This window comes from Bacteroidales bacterium (assembly GCA_013141385.1).
In the GTDB taxonomy this organism is placed as follows: Bacteria; Bacteroidota; Bacteroidia; order Bacteroidales; family Tenuifilaceae; genus UBA8529.
In genome coordinates this window covers 14,821-32,728 of record JABFRB010000048.1, presented here as the reverse complement: position 1 = coordinate 32,728, position 17,908 = coordinate 14,821, and the positions used below count along the sequence as shown (strand labels likewise).

At 31.8% G+C, this 17,908-nt stretch carries 23 protein-coding genes and 2 pseudogenes; 1 reads left to right on the top strand and 24 read right to left on the bottom strand.

The window, feature by feature from the left end; genetic code table 11:
• Window positions 1-173: 173 nt before the first annotated feature.
• From HOO91_21085 to HOO91_21015, 15 genes are all read right to left on the bottom strand, one after another.
• Complete coding sequence (locus HOO91_21085; protein NOU20059.1) at window positions 174-713, bottom strand: dihydrofolate reductase; 540 nt, start codon at window positions 711-713, stop codon at window positions 174-176.
• 140 nt (window positions 714-853) lie between these two features.
• The gene (locus tag HOO91_21080) at window positions 854-1,366 is read right to left on the bottom strand and encodes a hypothetical protein (GenBank protein NOU20058.1); all 513 of its coding nucleotides are present in this window, start codon (window positions 1,364-1,366) and stop codon (window positions 854-856) included.
• A gap of 24 nt (window positions 1,367-1,390) precedes the next feature.
• The gene (locus tag HOO91_21075) at window positions 1,391-1,921 is read right to left on the bottom strand and encodes a DUF4269 domain-containing protein (GenBank protein NOU20057.1); all 531 of its coding nucleotides are present in this window, start codon (window positions 1,919-1,921) and stop codon (window positions 1,391-1,393) included.
• A gap of 11 nt (window positions 1,922-1,932) precedes the next feature.
• A complete protein-coding gene (locus HOO91_21070) occupies window positions 1,933-2,598 on the bottom strand; it encodes a DUF4468 domain-containing protein (GenBank protein ID NOU20056.1) in 666 nt (221 codons plus the stop codon).
• A gap of 155 nt (window positions 2,599-2,753) precedes the next feature.
• On the bottom strand, window positions 2,754-3,167 hold the full coding sequence (locus HOO91_21065; GenBank protein NOU20055.1) for a hypothetical protein: 414 nt from the start codon (window positions 3,165-3,167) through the stop codon (window positions 2,754-2,756).
• A 170-nt stretch (window positions 3,168-3,337) separates the two neighbouring features.
• A complete protein-coding gene (locus tag HOO91_21060; GenBank protein ID NOU20054.1) occupies window positions 3,338-4,267 on the bottom strand; it encodes a T9SS type A sorting domain-containing protein in 930 nt (309 codons plus the stop codon).
• A 438-nt stretch (window positions 4,268-4,705) separates the two neighbouring features.
• On the bottom strand, window positions 4,706-5,515 hold the full coding sequence (locus HOO91_21055; protein ID NOU20053.1) for a hypothetical protein: 810 nt from the start codon (window positions 5,513-5,515) through the stop codon (window positions 4,706-4,708).
• A gap of 80 nt (window positions 5,516-5,595) precedes the next feature.
• Window positions 5,596-6,423 (bottom strand): hypothetical protein, encoded by an 828-nt coding sequence (locus HOO91_21050; protein ID NOU20052.1) that lies wholly within the window; start codon window positions 6,421-6,423, stop codon window positions 5,596-5,598.
• Between the two features lie 181 nt (window positions 6,424-6,604).
• Window positions 6,605-7,270: a hypothetical protein gene (locus HOO91_21045; GenBank protein ID NOU20051.1), complete on the bottom strand. Its 666-nt coding sequence runs from the start codon at window positions 7,268-7,270 to the stop codon at window positions 6,605-6,607.
• A 618-nt stretch (window positions 7,271-7,888) separates the two neighbouring features.
• Window positions 7,889-8,149, bottom strand: a complete 261-nt coding sequence (locus tag HOO91_21040; GenBank protein ID NOU20050.1) for a hypothetical protein — start codon at window positions 8,147-8,149, stop codon at window positions 7,889-7,891.
• 70 nt (window positions 8,150-8,219) lie between these two features.
• A complete protein-coding gene (locus HOO91_21035) occupies window positions 8,220-8,591 on the bottom strand; it encodes a nuclear transport factor 2 family protein (GenBank protein NOU20049.1) in 372 nt (123 codons plus the stop codon).
• Window positions 8,592-8,838: 247 nt separating this feature from the next.
• Window positions 8,839-9,447 carry a hypothetical protein gene (locus HOO91_21030; GenBank protein ID NOU20048.1) on the bottom strand — a complete coding sequence of 203 codons (609 nt, stop codon included), beginning with the start codon at window positions 9,445-9,447 and terminating at the stop codon, window positions 8,839-8,841.
• 41 nt (window positions 9,448-9,488) lie between these two features.
• Complete coding sequence (locus tag HOO91_21025; GenBank protein ID NOU20047.1) at window positions 9,489-10,574, bottom strand: beta-lactamase family protein; 1,086 nt, start codon at window positions 10,572-10,574, stop codon at window positions 9,489-9,491.
• A 66-nt stretch (window positions 10,575-10,640) separates the two neighbouring features.
• Window positions 10,641-12,080 carry a peptidase S41 gene (locus HOO91_21020; GenBank protein ID NOU20046.1) on the bottom strand — a complete coding sequence of 480 codons (1,440 nt, stop codon included), beginning with the start codon at window positions 12,078-12,080 and terminating at the stop codon, window positions 10,641-10,643.
• A 100-nt stretch (window positions 12,081-12,180) separates the two neighbouring features.
• Window positions 12,181-12,780, bottom strand: a complete 600-nt coding sequence (locus HOO91_21015; protein NOU20045.1) for an NAD(P)H-dependent oxidoreductase — start codon at window positions 12,778-12,780, stop codon at window positions 12,181-12,183.
• A 116-nt stretch (window positions 12,781-12,896) separates the two neighbouring features.
• On the opposite strand from HOO91_21015, the gene HOO91_21010 reads away from it, so the two are divergent.
• Window positions 12,897-13,235, top strand: a complete 339-nt coding sequence (locus HOO91_21010) for a helix-turn-helix transcriptional regulator (protein NOU20044.1) — start codon at window positions 12,897-12,899, stop codon at window positions 13,233-13,235.
• 262 nt (window positions 13,236-13,497) lie between these two features.
• On the opposite strand, the pseudogene HOO91_21005 reads toward HOO91_21010, so the two are convergent.
• The 9 genes and pseudogenes from HOO91_21005 to HOO91_20965 form a co-directional block, all read right to left on the bottom strand.
• Window positions 13,498-13,993, bottom strand: a pseudogene (locus HOO91_21005) (GNAT family N-acetyltransferase).
• 31 nt (window positions 13,994-14,024) lie between these two features.
• On the bottom strand, window positions 14,025-14,462 hold the full coding sequence (gene arr, locus HOO91_21000) for an NAD(+)--rifampin ADP-ribosyltransferase (protein NOU20043.1): 438 nt from the start codon (window positions 14,460-14,462) through the stop codon (window positions 14,025-14,027).
• Window positions 14,463-14,495: 33 nt separating this feature from the next.
• Window positions 14,496-14,843, bottom strand: a complete 348-nt coding sequence (locus HOO91_20995) for an NIPSNAP family protein (GenBank protein ID NOU20042.1) — start codon at window positions 14,841-14,843, stop codon at window positions 14,496-14,498.
• Window positions 14,844-14,919: 76 nt separating this feature from the next.
• Window positions 14,920-15,297: a hypothetical protein gene (locus HOO91_20990; protein ID NOU20041.1), complete on the bottom strand. Its 378-nt coding sequence runs from the start codon at window positions 15,295-15,297 to the stop codon at window positions 14,920-14,922.
• A 7-nt stretch (window positions 15,298-15,304) separates the two neighbouring features.
• On the bottom strand, window positions 15,305-15,718 hold the full coding sequence (locus HOO91_20985) for a VOC family protein (protein ID NOU20040.1): 414 nt from the start codon (window positions 15,716-15,718) through the stop codon (window positions 15,305-15,307).
• 72 nt (window positions 15,719-15,790) lie between these two features.
• Window positions 15,791-16,490 (bottom strand): annotated as a pseudogene (locus tag HOO91_20980) (YafY family transcriptional regulator).
• A 204-nt stretch (window positions 16,491-16,694) separates the two neighbouring features.
• Window positions 16,695-17,222, bottom strand: coding sequence for a hypothetical protein (locus tag HOO91_20975; GenBank protein NOU20039.1), 528 nt, complete (start codon window positions 17,220-17,222; stop codon window positions 16,695-16,697).
• A complete protein-coding gene (locus HOO91_20970) occupies window positions 17,212-17,526 on the bottom strand; it encodes an NIPSNAP family protein (GenBank protein ID NOU20038.1) in 315 nt (104 codons plus the stop codon). The genes HOO91_20975 and HOO91_20970 overlap by 11 nt, the downstream gene beginning before the upstream one ends.
• Before the next feature lie 17 nt (window positions 17,527-17,543).
• On the bottom strand, window positions 17,544-17,897 hold the full coding sequence (locus tag HOO91_20965; GenBank protein NOU20037.1) for a nuclear transport factor 2 family protein: 354 nt from the start codon (window positions 17,895-17,897) through the stop codon (window positions 17,544-17,546).
• Window positions 17,898-17,908 lie beyond the last annotated feature (11 nt).

Here is a 17,908-nt window from a genome sequence, read left to right as displayed (position 1 = left end):
ATCCAACTCATTGATTATAAAACTAAAAGCAACGGTTTAGTGTTTAATTTACAACAAGAAAGAAATGCATCAGTCCTTGGATAAACTTAAACGAAGATAGAAATTAATTGTCAATCCAAAAAATTAGCCTGATTTTTTTTTGACTGCAAAAGTAAATATTTTTTGCTTATCATTCAATTATCTGCGATTATGTAATGTAGCTGAACCAGCCCTTTATTGAATTGTTTTGTTGATAAAAGTTCTAATTTTTGCACAGGTCGCCCATCTTTAAAAAGCCTGATACCTCCACCAAGAAAAATAGGAATTACAGAAATAACGAATTCATCAATCAAACTATTTTTAAGCAATTCGTTTACAATTTCTGCACCACCATCGCAATAAATATTTTTCCCTTGTTGACCTTTCAATTTAAGAACAAGTTCTTTTAGATCACCTGAGTAATATTTAAAAGCGCCACTTGGGGAGCGTTCTATTCTTGTAATTATATAAACATCCTTGTCGGTGTGTGGGTAGTTGTAACCCATAGAGATTAGCTTTTCATAAGTTTTTCTCCCTATGATAATAGTGTCAACGGTCTTTACGAAATCAGAATAGCCATAATCTTGTCCCTCCTGCTCAACCATCGACAAAAAACTCAGGTCATCGTTGGCATCGGCAATATAGCCATCCAAACTCATAGCTATGTATAAAACTAATTTTCTAATTGCTGGCATTTTTCAAAATATTTGATAACAAATTAGTTAACAATAGTTTAAACAACTAAGCACTAAGAATGTTTCAAAAATATTAAAACATAGATTCGAGTCGCCACAACGCTAGCTAGATTTTTTAATCCCCTTGGATATGCTAAAATCTATTTTACTCTCTGCATTGGAAAATCTTGAGAATTCACAATACCATTTATTTTACCAGAAATTACTGCTAATAAAGAATCTTTTGTGATTTGTGAGTATGTGATTATTTGAGGAAAGTCGTGTGCTGGGTTTTCAAAAACAAGTTGATTTGATGTTGATGAAGTCAGTGTAAATACTATAGGTTGTCCATTATTTTGATCGTTAACAATTGGAACATAGAATAGCTTGTTTCCTTTCTGTTCTAAGCTGATTTTTTCCGATGAAACAGTATCTTTTCCAGCTACAAAATAGCTGGTGCCAACAAATGTTGAGTCGTTTTTCTTTTCCCAAATTTCTGTTGAAACTCCTTCTGATGAGCTGTTTTGCCATTTACCAATTAACCAATTTGCTTTCTCAAGTTCAGAGTAAATAGGCGCTTTTATATCCGCTGTTTTGGAGTTTGTGGAATACTTACAAGATATAATTGATATAGCTAATATCAATAGAAGCAAGTGAGTGACTGTTTTATTCATTTTTGTTTGTTATTTAACTATTTACTAATTCGTTTTATAATTCAAAAGTTCCTTATAAGGGTTTTCATTCAAACCAAGTAAAACTCCAAATGCGGGTTCTGTCTTATATCCCTGTTGTTTTAGTTCAATTATTTTTTGTCGGAATATCTCTCCACGCTCAATCAGTATTTTATGTTCTATTACCATGTGTCGATAAGCATTCTGCTGTTTTGTTGGAATATCTTGTCCAAAAATTTCAATCTCAAAATTATCTAAATTAAAATTGGCAACAATTGCATTATGCTCTAATACGTTCTGCTCCCAAATTTTAAAATTCTTACAACTGCTAAAGTTATCATTAATTATCTTTTTAAACTCCAGTGCATCTTTGCAATAGCATATAATATCAAGATCGCTGTTTTCAATATTGATATTAATTGGAATTGTTCCAACAAGAATTGGGTCAAATTGTTTTAATTTTGATAGAACTTCATATTTTGTTAAAACCTCGTAAGCAAGTTGTTGCTTTGCATTCCCAAATTTTAGGTATTCGATATTTTCAAAATCAATATTCATTAAATAAATTTTCAAAAATTGTAGTTAAAATCATAATTCAAAATATAATCATCGAGACTAACAATCTGAGAGTCGATATTCTCATTGGTGGTTTTGAGTAAATTCAAATTTAACTCCCATTCTGAAGGTTTTTTTAATATTATTGGGAATACCTGATTAATATCAAAATTACTAGTAGATTCTGACACATATGTATCACCCGAATAATGAGCTCCGTGATATACTTGATACCCAATTTTGAAAATTTCCATTAATAATTTCTCACTTTTAATTGTTATGATACATGTGTAATTACATGAATAAGTATCAGTTATATTAAAACTATTATTAAGAATAATCTTCCCTTCTTCAATATTTGAATACAAATATGCTGGAAATATTCCGTAATTTATTGAGAGCCATTCAAGTGTTCTATCAAATAGTTTTTCTTTGCTAAATCCTTTATAATCATTCAAAAATGAGTAATGGACTTGACCTTTTTGGTCCAAAGGTAAATCAGGGTATTTGTTTACTTTTTTTACCGCTTTAATCCAGTCATTACCAATTTCCGAAAATGCTCCCTGTGTGATTTCTTTGGATAAAAATTTCTTATAAATTATGGCCTTTTCAATTGAATCTGTTTGTCCATAAAGCCTTGATCCAATTACGAGTATCAACAGAATTATTAGATTTTTCATTTGGTGGGTTTTTGGGGTTGTTTAGCAATTAGCTTGATGTTGGTTTGTTTTTTTTAGTATTTTGGCTGAAATTAATGTGTTTTGAAAAATCGCAAAATGCGATAATATCAGAAGGGTTGGGTAATTTTTTACTCGATTTTACTTTCTAGTTGTCTCTATTTGCTAGATTTCATTGCTTTAACAGTTTTTATATTTTTGTCGGTTGTGTATTTTTTATATTCTGCTGTTTCAGCACCATAGATTGCAATTTTCCCATCCTCATTGCTATGAACTCCCCAACCATAACGCTTTGTCAAGGGCGATGAACGGAAACAGGGTTGTCCTTTTGAGAAGAATTCTTCTCTTGCTTCTTTAAAATCAGCTTTAATCAAATCTTTACGAATGGCATAGACTTGAAACAAAACATCATCGGAGGTGAATTTATAGGGGTTTTTGCTTATAATTTCAAACTGCATGTATGCAACAGTTTTAACATCAACTTTTGAGGGGGGAATTTCTCCGAATCTAGTTGGACAGTCTTCTGCAATTTCTATAAATGAATTCTGGTAATTTGTTGTATGTTTTTTCATGCTATTCCAATGGTTTAGTGTTAGTTGTATTATTTAGTATGTTTACCGCAAAGCACTTGCATGTTATAACGAACAACCCTCAGATTTCTCGTTTACGGTTTTGCTAAGTTAGGAATTAATTTTGTATCGGGATTTCATGCTATTATTGGTTTTATGACAGTTAGCATCTGTTATATTTTTACCAACTTTCCAATGGAGACTATTTTGTTCAGGAAGTATATCTTATACATATATGTCCCTGGCTTATTGTTTGTGATATCAATTTGATTATTAATTGGAGATTTAGATAGTATTATTCGCCCGTTAATATCAATAATATCAATTTTTATATTCAAATTATATTTATCAGGATAATTGAAGAATATTTTTCCGGTGGTTGGGTTCGGAAATACTTTTATCTGGTTATCTTTAAACTCACTTACTTTTCCTGAAATATCATAACCTCTAAAGACAATGTCATCAATTAACCAACCCTCTTTATTTGTGTTTACATTATCGCTGATGAATCTAAATCGTAAAATTGATTTATCATAGTTCTCAGGAGTAGAACCTTTGGTTCTCATTATCCATACCCAATGAAACTCAGCATACTGCCAACCTTTTGAGTTTCCTGAAAAGCCATATTTACCGCCTTTGATAGTATCGTTATAAAGTCCAATAAAATTAGTCATTACATGATTTTTATCGTCACGGATATTCTTCCAATCAATGCCATTGTTGTAGGAAACCTCAATAATTCCTCCATCAATGAGTGTATCTGTTTGATATTTATGATAGAAAGAGAGGGTTCCTTCTCCAAATTGATTATCGGAATAGGGTATGGTAATTGAAAAGTAGTCATTCAAATTGTTTTTATACATACTAGTGGAATCTGTAATAATTCCTAATTTGCCAGAATGGGTAGAATTAAAAACTCCTTTGTTGGGTTGACCAATTTCCCATGTATTCGATTCGGGATTATTAATTTTTATCCAATTGCATAAAGGTCTAAAGTCGAGCGTATCAGTATATATTAAACTACCTACAGGTTGTGCAATTTGACTAAATGATAATGTTATGAATTGCATCAAAAAGTGTCCGATTAATAGTATTTTTTTCATCTGTACGAATTTTCATAAATAATTAATATAGTATTAGTTATTATTTTTCTTCGAATGATATTAATTACCTAGGCTCAGATGGAATGTCCATGTTTTGATCATTGCGCTTGGTATTCTTTATCAACATGGACATTTCATAGTAGTTTTATTTTATATTTAATGATAACAATTGCGTACTTGTTGTATTTGGAGTTTGCTTGCGGTCAATTCCCAATGAAATGCTCGGTTGAAAATATTGCCTTGGCACCCGTTAGTAAAAACTGTGAGCTCTCAAAATTCATCATCAAACAAGATAAACGGCTTGAATGTAATGCAATAAAGATAAATTATTTAAGTAGATCTGCCCCTATTAGATGCATGTTTTTCTTCTTAGTTTATAGGTAATGGATTTTAACTATAAAGCGATTATGTTAATTGGCTTCTTAATAATTGAATAGATTAATTCTTTATAAATACTCGCTCCCATGTGTTAGCATTATAATGAGTTATAATAATAGAATGAGTACTTTCATCATAAGTGGGATAAACAATACTGTTACCTTCAAAGAAAAGATTATCCCTGCTAAACTCAGAATCTATTTTAAATATCCCTTGTAGATAATATCCTCCCACATAATAATTTCTAAACTTATCTCTAATAATGCCATCGGGGCTATTAAAGGATGTTGAGTAAAGTGTAGTAATAGATGAATCAGCAAGGCTAATAGCATGAATCTTTGAATTAGGCGAATCATCAATAACAACTATTCTATTTTTTTCCTTTTCGAGTAGAATTCCATTAGGTTTATTCAATCCTTTATCCTTAGCAAATATCCAATGTGAAGGTGTTTTGATATTCATCCTATAAATTTCGTTTAATAATGGGCATGATATAAAGAGATAACCCATTGAATCTGAGGTTATGCTAGACAAATAATTAGAAGGGGATCCAGCTATGGTGTAATCCAATACTAGTTGTTTAGTTACTAAGCTATATGCCTTGATTTTTCGATTGTTTCCTATTCCAAAAATAATATCACCAACAATCTCTAAGCCATCAACAAAATCTGCATTTTGAACAAAATAGGTTTGATTTCCAATACTGTCAATTTGAATTAAATCACCTGAATTAGCGTTTGACACTAAAAGCCTATTTCGTTTGATATCAATTGCTATTTTCTGAGGTCCATTTAGCAAATTCTGAGTATACCCGCTTGCAGCTACTAATGATAGCATTAGTGTTACTAAAATACCTAAATTGTTTTTCATTTTATTTTTATTAATAGTTTTAATTCTTTTTTTTATGCATTATTAATCTTTAGTGACTAGTTATGTAAATTTATAATAATCTAAAAATAAATACCAGCACCTATTGAAATAAAATCGTAGGTAGGCGAAGCTATTTTTAAATGCTCATAACCTAACGAATAGAAATAGTTCTTTCTATGATATTTACATTGTATTTCAAATTCATTAACAGGAACATCATTAATTAAGCTCCATTTCATGGAACTATAAAGGCTAATTGTTTTACGTAAAAATATATCGGTGTTTAAGCCACATGAAATTCCTGCTTTTTTTACATCATTGCCTACATAATTTGCGCCCAAAATCCAGCCTAAGTTAAATTTTTGGAATCTAATTCTATCATAGCAGAAATTGAAGTTGAATAATGAAAGATTTGAGTAACTCCTAACAATCTTATTATATTCTATAAGTTGAAAATAATCAACCTGCAGGTAAAAAAACTGAAATGGTCTAAGTTTGGTTTTAAAATGATTCCCATAAAGATTTGGCATACCCATTAACAATTTATTCTCCAAATCTAATCTCATTATTTTTGTTGGTGAAGGAATGGAATCAGGGTTTTCATAGTTTCCAGATAATTTATTATAATAAGGATATTGGGTTAAATTGCTGTGTAGATGATATTCATCCGCATAGTTACCTATAAAAGAATAGTACGTTACGTATAAAAATATTTTAGCTGCAATTTCTGCAAAAATATTGTCTGAAGAACTATCATCAGAAGAGGATGATGTGTGATTTTCTGTACCATTATTTTCACGACCTTTTTTAAGTTCTTCTTTAGATTTATCAATCTTACTTTGAGAGTAACTATTAAATGAAATATTAAGAAGGAATACGGCTATAATAATTTTAATACTGATTTTCATGTTATGCGAAATTACTTATCTCAAATTTTCAGGGTTATGTTCGGTTAAAACTGCTCTCTTGAAACCAGATAGTAAAGTTAGTGAAAAGCCATAAGCCTACCAAAACATCATCAGTCCAAATGCAACCGAGCGTTTTATGCGAGTTAGGCGAAGTCAATAAATATGTTGTTGTCGCCTGCCGTTATTTAAGTATTACACCCCATTCGGTCACAAAGAAACCTTTCCTTTCGAATTGTGTAATTTTCGGCTCAGTCAATTCAATGTTTGGCAAATAGGAGTATCCTTTTACTACATAAAATAAACGCAATATATTTTCTGGTTCTTTTGAAAACTTAAGTTCAATTGCTTTATTGATTATCAAAGAATTCTGAGGTTGAATTACATAAAACTTATAATCTATTAATCTTGGTATCCAATATTCAATAAAATCCTGAATCTCATTGCCAAAAAAACCATAGTTTAACATATTATCTTTGAAAAACACTTCTAAATCCTCTTTCTTGATAATCCAACCAGAACTTTTTTGCCAAATATCAGGTTGTTTACTTTCATAAAACAAATAATTATAGGTTTTATCAATGAGTCCATTTGTGTCGACATTTATGTTCCATCCATTACCATACTCAGGAATTGACGTTAAAATCTCTCCTCCTTGAGGGAAATTTATTTCCACTAATAATTGCGTTTTTTCATTCGGATATATGTATATGTTGGGTTTATATACAACAATTTCACAAGTATCTTCTTCTTCACCATCATCAGGCTCGCAACTCTGAAAAGGGAAAGTACTCATTATCATTAATCCAATAAATACTATAGAAAACCCGAAATAATTAATTGCTTTCATATTAATTTTTATTTTGATTCTGAATAGATGAATATTTAGGCTGAAAGGTTGCTTTACAATTGGTGTTAACGGTCTAGGCTACGTGCAGTAAGAGATTGCGGACGACTTTCCTGTCCACCAACACTTAAGTTTGAGCGGGGAAAAATGCTTGAATTACCACTGAAACCCTTATTGCATATAGCCTTTGTTAGCGGTTCGTTGTTGTTTGTTATCTCGAATCAGTTTTGTTTATTATCAATTTCTCGCTGTCAACTATTGGTGTATTATATGTGTCTATACAATCCATGATTTGCATTATAGGTCAATTTATCCATTCATCACTTCCATAAAACGCATCTTGGTTTTCTTTTTGTTGTCCAATACTTTCATAATTGCGAATTAAGTAAAAGCTGTCTTTGTCAATTAATGAAAAACCGTAATCAACAACATTCATGTTCCAATGTTTCATCATTGGAATGATTGTTCTGAAAACATTTTATTTATATGGTTTTGGAAACTTTATATTACTTTTTATTTCCCCGCACGAATGATTTTCTCGGGGGTTTTGCATATGGCTGCCTTGTGCAATATCATTTTTTCAGTTGAGATATCTACACTTATTTCAACCCACCCATTATATCATTTATCAGCATCTTTGACCTGGTAAGGGATAAATTTATGGATTGCATCTTTCCATGGCTCTTCCCAAATATAAGGACTATTAGAAGAAATGATTTTTTGTACCAGCACTATTGATGACAATTTAAACCATTGATACCCGTTGAAATTATCCAATACAATTGAATCGCCATTATTCAAAACCGGAATACTTTCATTATTGTTAGCGGTTCGGCAATTTAATTCTTCTTTCCTAATATTACTCCATTCTATTTTGTCCACCTAAATAAATCTTTAATCATATCAATCTCTGGAAGTTTAGGATAATCAAAATAAATAAGTTTAATGATTACTATTTTGTCTTTAGGATTGGGGTTTGTTGATAGAAAACACCTTTCCATACTCCACTTCTTTTAGCATAAACAGTTGTTACAAAAACTTCAAATGAAGTCTGGTCTGCTTTTATATAGGTTGCCTTATACGTTACAATGCCACTTTCAGGTGTTAATACAATTGCCCTTGTATCGTCTATTCGGGAACTTTTAAATTGTGAATTAGCCGAACCCATTTGTTGCATAATAGTATTTTTATCAAAGATTCCAAAGGGCACTATCGCAATCGCGCTTTCATCAAGATAATCCTTATAAAAATCCGCATCTGCATTTTTAGTCGCTTCCAATGCCTGTTCTTTTAAAGATAGTAGAACTGATTTTATATCTTCCATAGTTTGTAATATTTAATTATCTGTTTCAAAATGATAACAAATTAATTCTTAATTTGTCAAATAACTCTCGATTTGCATTTGCTAGCCACTAATGGTCTAGGCTATATGCAGTAAGGGATTGCGGAGCAGTTTCCTGTCCATTGACACCGAAGATTGAGCGGGACAGAATGATTGAATTACCACTGAAACCCTTATTGTATATAGCATTTTTCAGCTGTTCGTTGTTTTTAGAAACTTAATATTAAGTTTATTTCCCAACACAAATGATTTGGTCAGGTGTTTTGCTTAGGGCAGCCCTATGAAGTATTATATTTTCCGATGGGATATCGACACTTATTTCAATCCACCCATTGTATCTTTTATCAGCATCTTTGACCTGATATGGGATAAATTTATGTACTGCATCTTTCCATGACCCTTCCCAAATATAAGGACTATTGGAAGAAATGATTTTTTGCACCAGCACTATCGATGACAATTCAAACCATTGATACCCGTCGAAATCATCCAATACAATTGTATCGCCATTGTTCAAAACCGGAATAGCTTCATTATTGTTAACGGGAAGACGAACACCAATATTTGTGGATATGAAAAACTGTACTTTGTCAACCTGCTCTATTGGGTCGCCAACGAGTAAAGTGCCAAACTTGAGGTCTTTCCGCCCATCATGATTTACATCAACTGAGAATCCGCGGGCAAATGCCTTAACTACTGTATCCGAAAGATTAAAATACTCCATTTCAATTTCCCCATCAATTGGCGAAGGCATAGCATCATCGTCTTTGCATGAGTTTAAAACAAGAAAAATCCCTATTACTACAACATATCTTAATTTGCTAAAACCAATTTTCATTTTTATATATTTTGTATTTATTCTACATCTAGTCATTTTTTCTATTCCCATTCTACTGGTGGTTCTGGTTTGCTTAAACCTGTTATATAAAAAGTTGCTATCAATTTTGCTAAGTAGGGAAATAAACCTCTATTGTTCGTCAAGACAATAAACGTGTACCCTTCCTTTTCAAATTTAACAAAGTCAGCTAGGGCTGGACCACCGCTGTGTTCAATTATTTTATGGTTTTCATAATCTCTCACTATCAATGCTAAAGCATAGTTGCCATCCTTGCCATTTTTCAATTTTACAGGATTTGAAATTAAATCGTAGGTAGATTGCGATAAAAAACTTTTGTTATCAAGTACCTGAGCAACTTTAATCATATCGTCTATAGAACTATAAATCCCGCCTGCTGCATAATCGGTTTCTCCGAACCACATTTGGTTTATCCTTAAAGTATTTTCGTTTTTAAACCAGTGATATTCTTGGGCTTGCTGGGGTACAATATCCAAATCAGTAAACATTCCAGTTTTTGGGTTATTAACAAACGTATGTTCTAATTCCAATGGTTGAAGGACATATTTTTTTATTGCCTCAAAATATTTCATTCCCGTTATCTTTTCAATTATGTGCAATAATATCCAGTAATCACTGCTCACATACGCTGAATTTTCGCCTGTTTCAAATTCAAAAGGCATGGTTTTAGCTAAGTTAAATGCTTCCTTGGGCGTTTTTGTTTTAGAGAAGTCGGCAATCTTTATTCCAGATTGATGCGCTGCTAATTGCAGTATGGTAATGTTTTTCCACTTTTCAGGAATAGAGTCTGTCAATTCGTTTAATGTTGTATTGGGCGAAACTATTTTTTCGTCGAATAATTTGCACAATAAAAGAGCGGTATAAATTTTTGAACAAGATGCTAATTGAAAAACTGTTTCATTTGTTACGGGAACATTAAATGGGATACTTGCTTTGCCCAGTGTGTTTTTTTGAATAACCGTTCCATTTTTTATAACGGCATACGCAAGTCCGGGCACGTGTTCTTTTTGCATAATAGAAAGCATAAGGCTATCTATTTGCTTATTGTTAGTTTGTCCTATTGCGGAACTAAAAATAAATAAGAGAGGTAAAATAATTGCGATTTTCATTTTATCTGTGTTTTATTTTGTTAAGAATCAGTCCATTCATAAGCTAATCCCAGTGTGCTAAGAATTTTAATATTGTTGATTTAATATTTTGCTTACATACTCTATCCATTCATATTCCTGGATTTCGTCGTCTATAAAATAGTCTGGTTGAATGCCTTTACCGTCAATGGTCATTTCAGGTATTCTATGACTTTTAGATAAACTGTAACCTAAGTCAAACTCACCACAAGGTGATTTTACAAAGTGCATATTTGATATATCCAAAACTCCAAAAGTTGTTGTGCCAAATAGTTTTACTTTTCTGCTTTGTTTGGCCGCTAATAAAAACTGCTCAGTAGTACTTCCATCTCCCTTGTTAATAATAATACCAACGTTTTTCGGGTAAGTATATATAGTATCCAACTTTAGAATATCTACTTTCGTTGAGTCCAAATTTACAAAGGTTCCCAAATGCTTTTCTAATGTATCATATGAAGTTTTGGCCCATTTTTTCGTGTCCTCGTCTAACCCAAATTCAGGATTGTTTATTAATTCTAACATTCTTTGATTATTCAATTTAGTTGAAAGCATTTCTACTCCCACAATTCGAATTGGATTGGTATATATAAAAGGAATTAATTCTTTATAACTCCAATCGCTTCCACCACCATTATTTCGTAAATCAATGATTAAGTTCTCCGTTTTAAGAATTTTAGATTTATTTACAAGTAACACGCTATCAATATCTCTTTTTTGAGAACCTTCAAAAGATGGGATTCTTAATAGTAATGTAGCTTTGTTGAGTTCTTCAATAAAAGGTTTTTCGGCATTGATCAATTTGAAATAGGTTTCTACTGATTTTTCAGTTATATATTTTGGACTTACCCTTTTTAAGGTAAACCTACCTAATTGTAAATAATTCTTCCCAATTAATTTTATACTCGTGAATTCTTCCAGCGATTTATCTCTTAAATAAAACACACCTTTTTTATCAGAAAACTTTGATTTGATTTCTCCAACTTTCCAATTTTCAGCACTCGTTTCAATTATAAAACCGACAAAAGAATTTTCAAATTTTCTTATTCCTATTTTATATGGTTGAATTTCCCAAATGCCTTCAAAATCGGATGCTTTATTTGAATTGAGATATTTGTCGAATTCGAAAATATCTATATTTACTGTATCCCGAATTTCATTTATTTTTGATGGAGTAGATTGTCGAATCTCGTTATTGATAGAATTCAATCTATTTATTGCAATATGTCCTGATCTAAAAAAAGTCAACCATTCATAAAGTACTTTTGTGCATTCTTCTATCTCACTAATGCTTTTTACTCTTTTCAGAAAAAGTTTATTGTGATTCTCATAGAGCAAATCGCCTTTAAATTCGATTACATACTGAAAACCTGCATCATTTTCTTCAAAAGTTTTTTTTACCCACTCAAAGTTTTTTTCACAATTACAGTTTTGCCCGTAAGAAAAACCTGTAATCAAAAGTGATATTAATATTGCTATTAAATTTTTCATTTTATTGATTGATTTCTTGGCCGTTAGTTTTGTTTTAACTGAAAAATTTACTACAGTTGCTATTTTTTGTCTGATGACAATTTCTGTTATTAAATGTTCATTAGATTGATTTTATTACAAGATCGAATTCTTTTCTTGATTTTGTTTTTTTACTAGGGTCGTTAAAATCATCTTTATCTCTGTACCCTATAGCAACAGCAACTATTGAATGATAACCTTCCAATCCCAGAATAGTATCATATTTATATGTTTCAATTCCTTCCATTGTTGTAGAATCAATTTTCATGTTAGCGCAAGCACTTAAAAAAACACCCAAAGCCAAATATACTTGTCGGTCGAACCAAGCTTTAATTTGTTCTTCCGACAGGGGTTTAACAAATTCATTATAATAACCTACAAAACCTTCTGGAAGCTCTTTGATGATTTGTTTTTCAAATTCTTCTACACTATCTATTCTGCTAAAAACAACTAACGCATGACAACCCAATATTTTACTTTCATTAAATAAAGAAGCTTTTGCCAGTAATGTTTTTGTTTCGGCATCAGAAATAAACAAAAATTTCCAAGGCTGACTGTTTATCGAGGATGGACTTAATCTTAAAACATTTTTTAGTTCTTCTAATTTAGTTATGTCTATTTTTTTTGACGAATTATACATTTTAGTTGTATAACGTTCTTCCATTGATTGAATAAAACTCATATTTTTGTATTTTAGTTTATACTATCATTTATATAGTTGCAAAACTAAATATAGTTTTATTTCTATGCAATAACTATCAAAAAGGATAGTATAATATTTAACTTAAATTAATAAATATGTACACTATAAAAGGGAAAAAATTTCCTTGTCGTTCAAGTGTTACTATGAATATAATAGGTGGAAAATGGAAAACCGTAATCCTATTTCATTTAATGGAAGGAGCGTTAAGGTATAATGAATTGCGAAAGAAAATGTCAAGTGTTACCGAACGGACGTTAAGTTTGCAATTAAAAGATTTGGAAGAGGATAGTGTTATAGAGCGAAAAGTTTATACCTCAAAACCACCTTTAAAAGTTGAATATTCATTAACCGATTTTGGTAAAACACTTATTCCTCTATTGCTGGCAATTGCAGATTGGGGTGGTTATGTTGTAGAAAAATATTCAGACGAATAATTATAGTAGGCATTGGGGTCGTTTACTAAACTAAAAAATTAAAAGAATATTTTCTGATTTTTTCCAGTCATTTTAAATGAATTTTATACCTTTCCGTTATGTGGAAGTATTTTCAATTTGCCGACCGATATTTTTATCAAATATTTTACTTATACAACGTTGTTAGATTGATAAGTCCATAGAAAAATAGCACACTTTTTAAAAATCGTATTTAGGTAGTTCAACCGGGGGCTACGCTGGGCACTTCGAACCGCTTAAACCCCTATTTATTAGGGCGTCGTTGTTTTTTCTTGTCATTTTTGTCATTTTCACCGATTAGTTTGTAAAAATGTACCACTTGTTCTTCATCTGTCGGTTTAGTTGAGCGATAAAAATCAATAGCATAATCGTCAACTTTGTCTGCCTGAACAAAAACTTCTTCAAATCCCTTTTGCCTGAAAAATTCGTTAGTAAACTCTATCAATTTTTTACCAACACCTTTTCTTTGATGCTCGGTTAAAACGGCAAGGTCGTAAATGTACGCTAATGGTTTTTCAGAGTATTATTTGGTCAAGAACATAAAGTGTCAGTGCGGAAATAATCTTATTTTTAGCCTTTGCGATAACAGCAGAAAAATTATCTTTATTCAACAAATTTTGCAGGTGAGTCTGGTTTGGTTGCTCATATTTTTCCATTTCAAAAACATTCTCAAAAACTGTAATAAGCTCATTCAGTTGTTCAATATCATTTGCTTTTAATATTTGAATTTCTGTTTTCATGTCAACTTTCTGTTTTAAAATGTACTGTTCTTTAGTCTTCTATGGCTTCAATACCTTGTTCTTTTAATTTTGTTATTCCGTCTTTCATAGCTTTTACTTGTTCTGGTAAGTGTCCTTGCCAAATAGTAATCTCGCCAACAACTTTAAACGGATGTTTTGAACGATAGGATTTTGTTGGATTACCCGGGAATTTTTTGTCAGTTAAATTAGGGTCATCCTCAATTGTACCTGTTGGTTCTACTAAATATATTCTTTCATGTCCTTCGCCTAAAGCAAGTTCAGCTCCCCAAATTGCTGCATCCAAAGTAGCAGTGAGATAGATATATTTCGCTTTATTCTTTTGTCCATAATTTGAGTTAAGTTCAATTTCGATAAAGTCTCCAATTTTTAGGTCAACCTTTGTTCCATGGAAGTAAGTCTGAGAAAAAGGGCTTTGAATTGATTTGTTCTCACTTTTGTTTTTTCCCATTGTCGTATTTTTAAGTGTCATTTCTATTGTTGGTTAGCGAATGGGTGTTGTTTGTTTTTTTAAGTCAGTTTTGTTTATTATCAATTTCTCGCTGTCAACTACTGCCGTATTATATGTGTCTATACAATCCATAATTTGCTTTTCAGGTCCCTTTATCCATTCATCACTTCCATAAAACGCATCTTGACTTTCTTTTCGTTGTTCTAAATTTTCGTAACTACGAATAAGGTGAAAACTGTCTTTGCCAATTAATGAAAAGCCGTAATCAACAACATTCACTTTCCAACGTTTCATCATTGGTAATGATTGTTCTGTAAATATTTTAAAAAATTCTGTTGATGTGTTTTCTTTCAGCTTGTAAATTCTAATTTCTGTTATCATTTTCTGCTTTTTTTGATTTCCGAATTTTGTGTCACAATGAACACTAACGCATATTAGCGGTTAATTGTTGTCCTCGTCATTCTGTTACTTCCCACTTTCCTTTATCTTTAGCAATATCAATAAGTTGCTGGCCTTGCTTAGTCATTAGTCCTTGTTCTATCATTCTTTCAGCTCTTTCCCTATTGGGTTTACTCCACTTGCTTTTTTGGGGATTACGAGGTGAAAAAGTCAGGTAAAAACTTTCTTCATCTCTTTTTTTGCAAAGGCTGTCTATCCAACCAAAACAAAGTGCTTCTTCCGTTGCTTCAATAAGATTAACGCTTTTAACTTTGCTTTTTTTATGGTACAATATTAGCCAAACGGACTTCTCTGTTTGGCTATTTTCTTGCAACCAATTTCGCCATTCTCTTCTTGTTATGGCATAGATTGCTTGTTTTCCATCTTTTGTTTCCATGATGCAATTAGAGGCTTTTCTGTTTTAGAATATCAAGATAGTGAGGATTGTACATGATACCTAAAATGTTTCCAAATGGGTCGACTACGGAGGCAGTTACAAATCCTTCTGTCCTGTCGGTTATTGGCTCATATTCTTTTGCACCCATTGAAATTAATTGTTTCACTGTTGTTTGCAAATCGTCAACATGCCAGAATATTATTGCACCCGATGGATTTGGTGAATAGCCTTTTGGTGCGTACCTACTGTCAATAATGCCCAATTCATGTTCATAGTCCCCAATGCGAAACTCTGAATATCCAGGAACACTAAAATAAGGTTCCATTCCTAATAATTCCGAGTACCATTTTATTGCCTTTTCGTGGTCTATCGCATAAAAACTGACCGTTGCTAAACCTTTTAAAACTTGTTTCTTTTCCATTTTATTCCTTTTTTTAATTTTATGCAACAAAAATAAAATGGTGTTATGACAGCCCTATGTCAGGGGTTAATTTTATTTTTTAGAAAGTGTAAAATATTCTTTCAAAGTTATTTTATGCGGTTCAAATTTTTCGTTTTGAATTTGAATATTTTTAATTCTGTCAAGCCTAAAAACTCTAAACTCTTTACGCAAACGACACCAAGCAACTAAAAGCCAATTTTCTTGGGTGCTTAATATAGCAAATGGTTCTACCGTCCTTTTGGTAGTTTCACTCCCATCAAGTTTTTGATATTCTATTATTGTTAAATTAAAATTTGTAATTGCTAATTGCAAACTTGATAAATAATTGCTTGTTATGTCGTAAAAATTATTTTGGCTAATTGCAATTTGGTCAGAAAGTAGGTTAGCATTGTCTTTTGTGGTTTGTCGCAATACAGATTTTACTTTACTTATTGCGTCTGTATAATATTTAATAAATGAAGCATCTCTATTTTTTCAAAACAAACTGTTCTGCTGTAATTAAAGCGTTTGCTTCATTTTCTGTAAATGTAACTGGTGAAATTTTGTAGCCTTCCATCAACGAATAACCTTTTCCGTCTTCAGTAATGATTGGAACACCCGATCTTTATAAAGTTCTGATGTCACGGTAAATAGTCCTAATGCTAACGCTAAACTTGTCTGCAAGAGATGTTGCTGTGATAAGTTTCTTTGTTTGCAGTTGTATCAAAATTGCAGTTAGGCGAGAAAGTCTTTTTGTGTCGTTTTCATTCATTGATTTTGTCTAAATGTTTGCTCTTTGATGTTGCTTCACAATGACCGCTAATGTTTGAGTGTAGCTGTAGTAAGGGTTTTCGGGACGGTTCACTATCGCCATGCAAGTACCTTGCCGCTGGCGAAAGCCTTGGATAACTCGCTGAACCCATTATTACTGCTACACTTTGTTAGCGGTTCGTTGTTTTTTGGTATTAAATTATTGTCATTCATATATTTCTTTTATATGCCGCTCAACAAATTCTTTAACAGTATTTTGGTGATTAGACCAAGCTTTCCAAACAGAATTTCCCCAGTCAAATACAAGTTTGCAATGTTCATCTGCCGTCTGAACTTTTAAAATATCAGCAACAGTAATTTCGCCAACATTTTCAGGAGGGTCTAACCAAAATAACTCTGATTTATACTTTGCCAATGTAGTCAAACCTTTATCAGCAAGTTTAACATCGAACCCTCTGCCATATATTAAATACATACTTGCCAAATGAAGATTTACTGAATGTATGGCTTGAGGTGAAGGTTTACCATAATGCTGGACTGCAAAAGCGTCAACTGTTATCCTGTGGTTTACCATATATTCAGGGTTTGAATACTCAAGCTCCAAAATTTCTCCAAACAATTTCCAACAGCCAGGAGATGAGACCATATATCGATGGACAGGCCCTTCAATATCAGGTGTTTCAGCTTGGCAAGAAAAGCATTTTGTTTTTTTGTTCAATTCGCTATTTTTCAATTTTCAATTTTAGACTTTCAACCACTGAGGTGTTATATGTTTCTATACATTCCATAATGGATTTTTCAGGTCCATTTATCCATTCATCACTTCCGTAAAATGCTTCCTGGCTTTCCTTTCGATGTTCTATATTTTCATAATTGCGAATTAGATAGAAACTATCTTTGTCAATCAGTGAAAACCCATAATCAACAACATTCACTTTCCAACGTTTCATCATTGGTAATGACTGTTCTGTAAATACTGTATTAAATTCAGCAGTAGAGTTTTCTTTCAATTTGTAGATTCTAATTTCTGTTATCATTTTCTATTTCTTTTTTTTTACAGTGTTTGTTTTTGAACACAATATGATGTAATTCTTACTAATTGTTTATTGTCATCAAACTCATAAACGTCACATGCTGAAACAAATGAAAGTTGTTTTCTGTCTCTCAAAAATTCTGCGGTACCGTTTATTACAACTTTATTATTGTCTGAGATTACGTTCAACGTATTGAAGTATGTTGTTATCGATTTAAAATAATTACTTACTTGTTTACAATTTTTCAAAACCGCATTCTTTCCTACAAACTTGTTTTGTTCAATCACTATCCATTCAACGTTGTCAGACAAGTACGGAAAAGTTTGTTCAAATTGACCGTTGGCAAATGCTGTTGCTATTTCTGTTATAGTCATAATTTAATTTA

Bases quoted from the DNA above. Each gene is read 5' to 3' on its own strand.
- HOO91_21085 (NOU20059.1), bottom strand. From the start codon at position 713: ATGCCAGCAATTAGAAAATTAGTTTTATACATAGCTATGAGTTTGGAT.
- HOO91_21080 (NOU20058.1), bottom strand. From the start codon at position 1,366: ATGAATAAAACAGTCACTCACTTGCTTCTATTGATATTAGCTATATCA.
- HOO91_21075 (NOU20057.1), bottom strand. From the start codon at position 1,921: ATGAATATTGATTTTGAAAATATCGAATACCTAAAATTTGGGAATGCA.
- HOO91_21070 (NOU20056.1), bottom strand. From the start codon at position 2,598: ATGAAAAATCTAATAATTCTGTTGATACTCGTAATTGGATCAAGGCTT.
- HOO91_21065 (NOU20055.1), bottom strand. From the start codon at position 3,167: ATGAAAAAACATACAACAAATTACCAGAATTCATTTATAGAAATTGCA.
- HOO91_21060 (NOU20054.1), bottom strand. From the start codon at position 4,267: ATGAAAAAAATACTATTAATCGGACACTTTTTGATGCAATTCATAACA.
- HOO91_21055 (NOU20053.1), bottom strand. From the start codon at position 5,515: ATGAAAAACAATTTAGGTATTTTAGTAACACTAATGCTATCATTAGTA.
- HOO91_21050 (NOU20052.1), bottom strand. From the start codon at position 6,423: ATGAAAATCAGTATTAAAATTATTATAGCCGTATTCCTTCTTAATATT.
- HOO91_21045 (NOU20051.1), bottom strand. From the start codon at position 7,270: ATGAAAGCAATTAATTATTTCGGGTTTTCTATAGTATTTATTGGATTA.
- HOO91_21035 (NOU20049.1), bottom strand. From the start codon at position 8,591: ATGGAAGATATAAAATCAGTTCTACTATCTTTAAAAGAACAGGCATTG.
- HOO91_21030 (NOU20048.1), bottom strand. From the start codon at position 9,447: ATGAAAATTGGTTTTAGCAAATTAAGATATGTTGTAGTAATAGGGATT.
- HOO91_21025 (NOU20047.1), bottom strand. From the start codon at position 10,574: ATGAAAATCGCAATTATTTTACCTCTCTTATTTATTTTTAGTTCCGCA.
- HOO91_21020 (NOU20046.1), bottom strand. From the start codon at position 12,080: ATGAAAAATTTAATAGCAATATTAATATCACTTTTGATTACAGGTTTT.
- HOO91_21015 (NOU20045.1), bottom strand. From the start codon at position 12,780: ATGAGTTTTATTCAATCAATGGAAGAACGTTATACAACTAAAATGTAT.
- HOO91_21010 (NOU20044.1), top strand. From the start codon at position 12,897: ATGTACACTATAAAAGGGAAAAAATTTCCTTGTCGTTCAAGTGTTACT.
- arr (NOU20043.1), bottom strand. From the start codon at position 14,462: ATGGGAAAAAACAAAAGTGAGAACAAATCAATTCAAAGCCCTTTTTCT.
- HOO91_20995 (NOU20042.1), bottom strand. From the start codon at position 14,843: ATGATAACAGAAATTAGAATTTACAAGCTGAAAGAAAACACATCAACA.
- HOO91_20990 (NOU20041.1), bottom strand. From the start codon at position 15,297: ATGGAAACAAAAGATGGAAAACAAGCAATCTATGCCATAACAAGAAGA.
- HOO91_20985 (NOU20040.1), bottom strand. From the start codon at position 15,718: ATGGAAAAGAAACAAGTTTTAAAAGGTTTAGCAACGGTCAGTTTTTAT.
- HOO91_20970 (NOU20038.1), bottom strand. From the start codon at position 17,526: ATGATAACAGAAATTAGAATCTACAAATTGAAAGAAAACTCTACTGCT.
- HOO91_20965 (NOU20037.1), bottom strand. From the start codon at position 17,897: ATGACTATAACAGAAATAGCAACAGCATTTGCCAACGGTCAATTTGAA.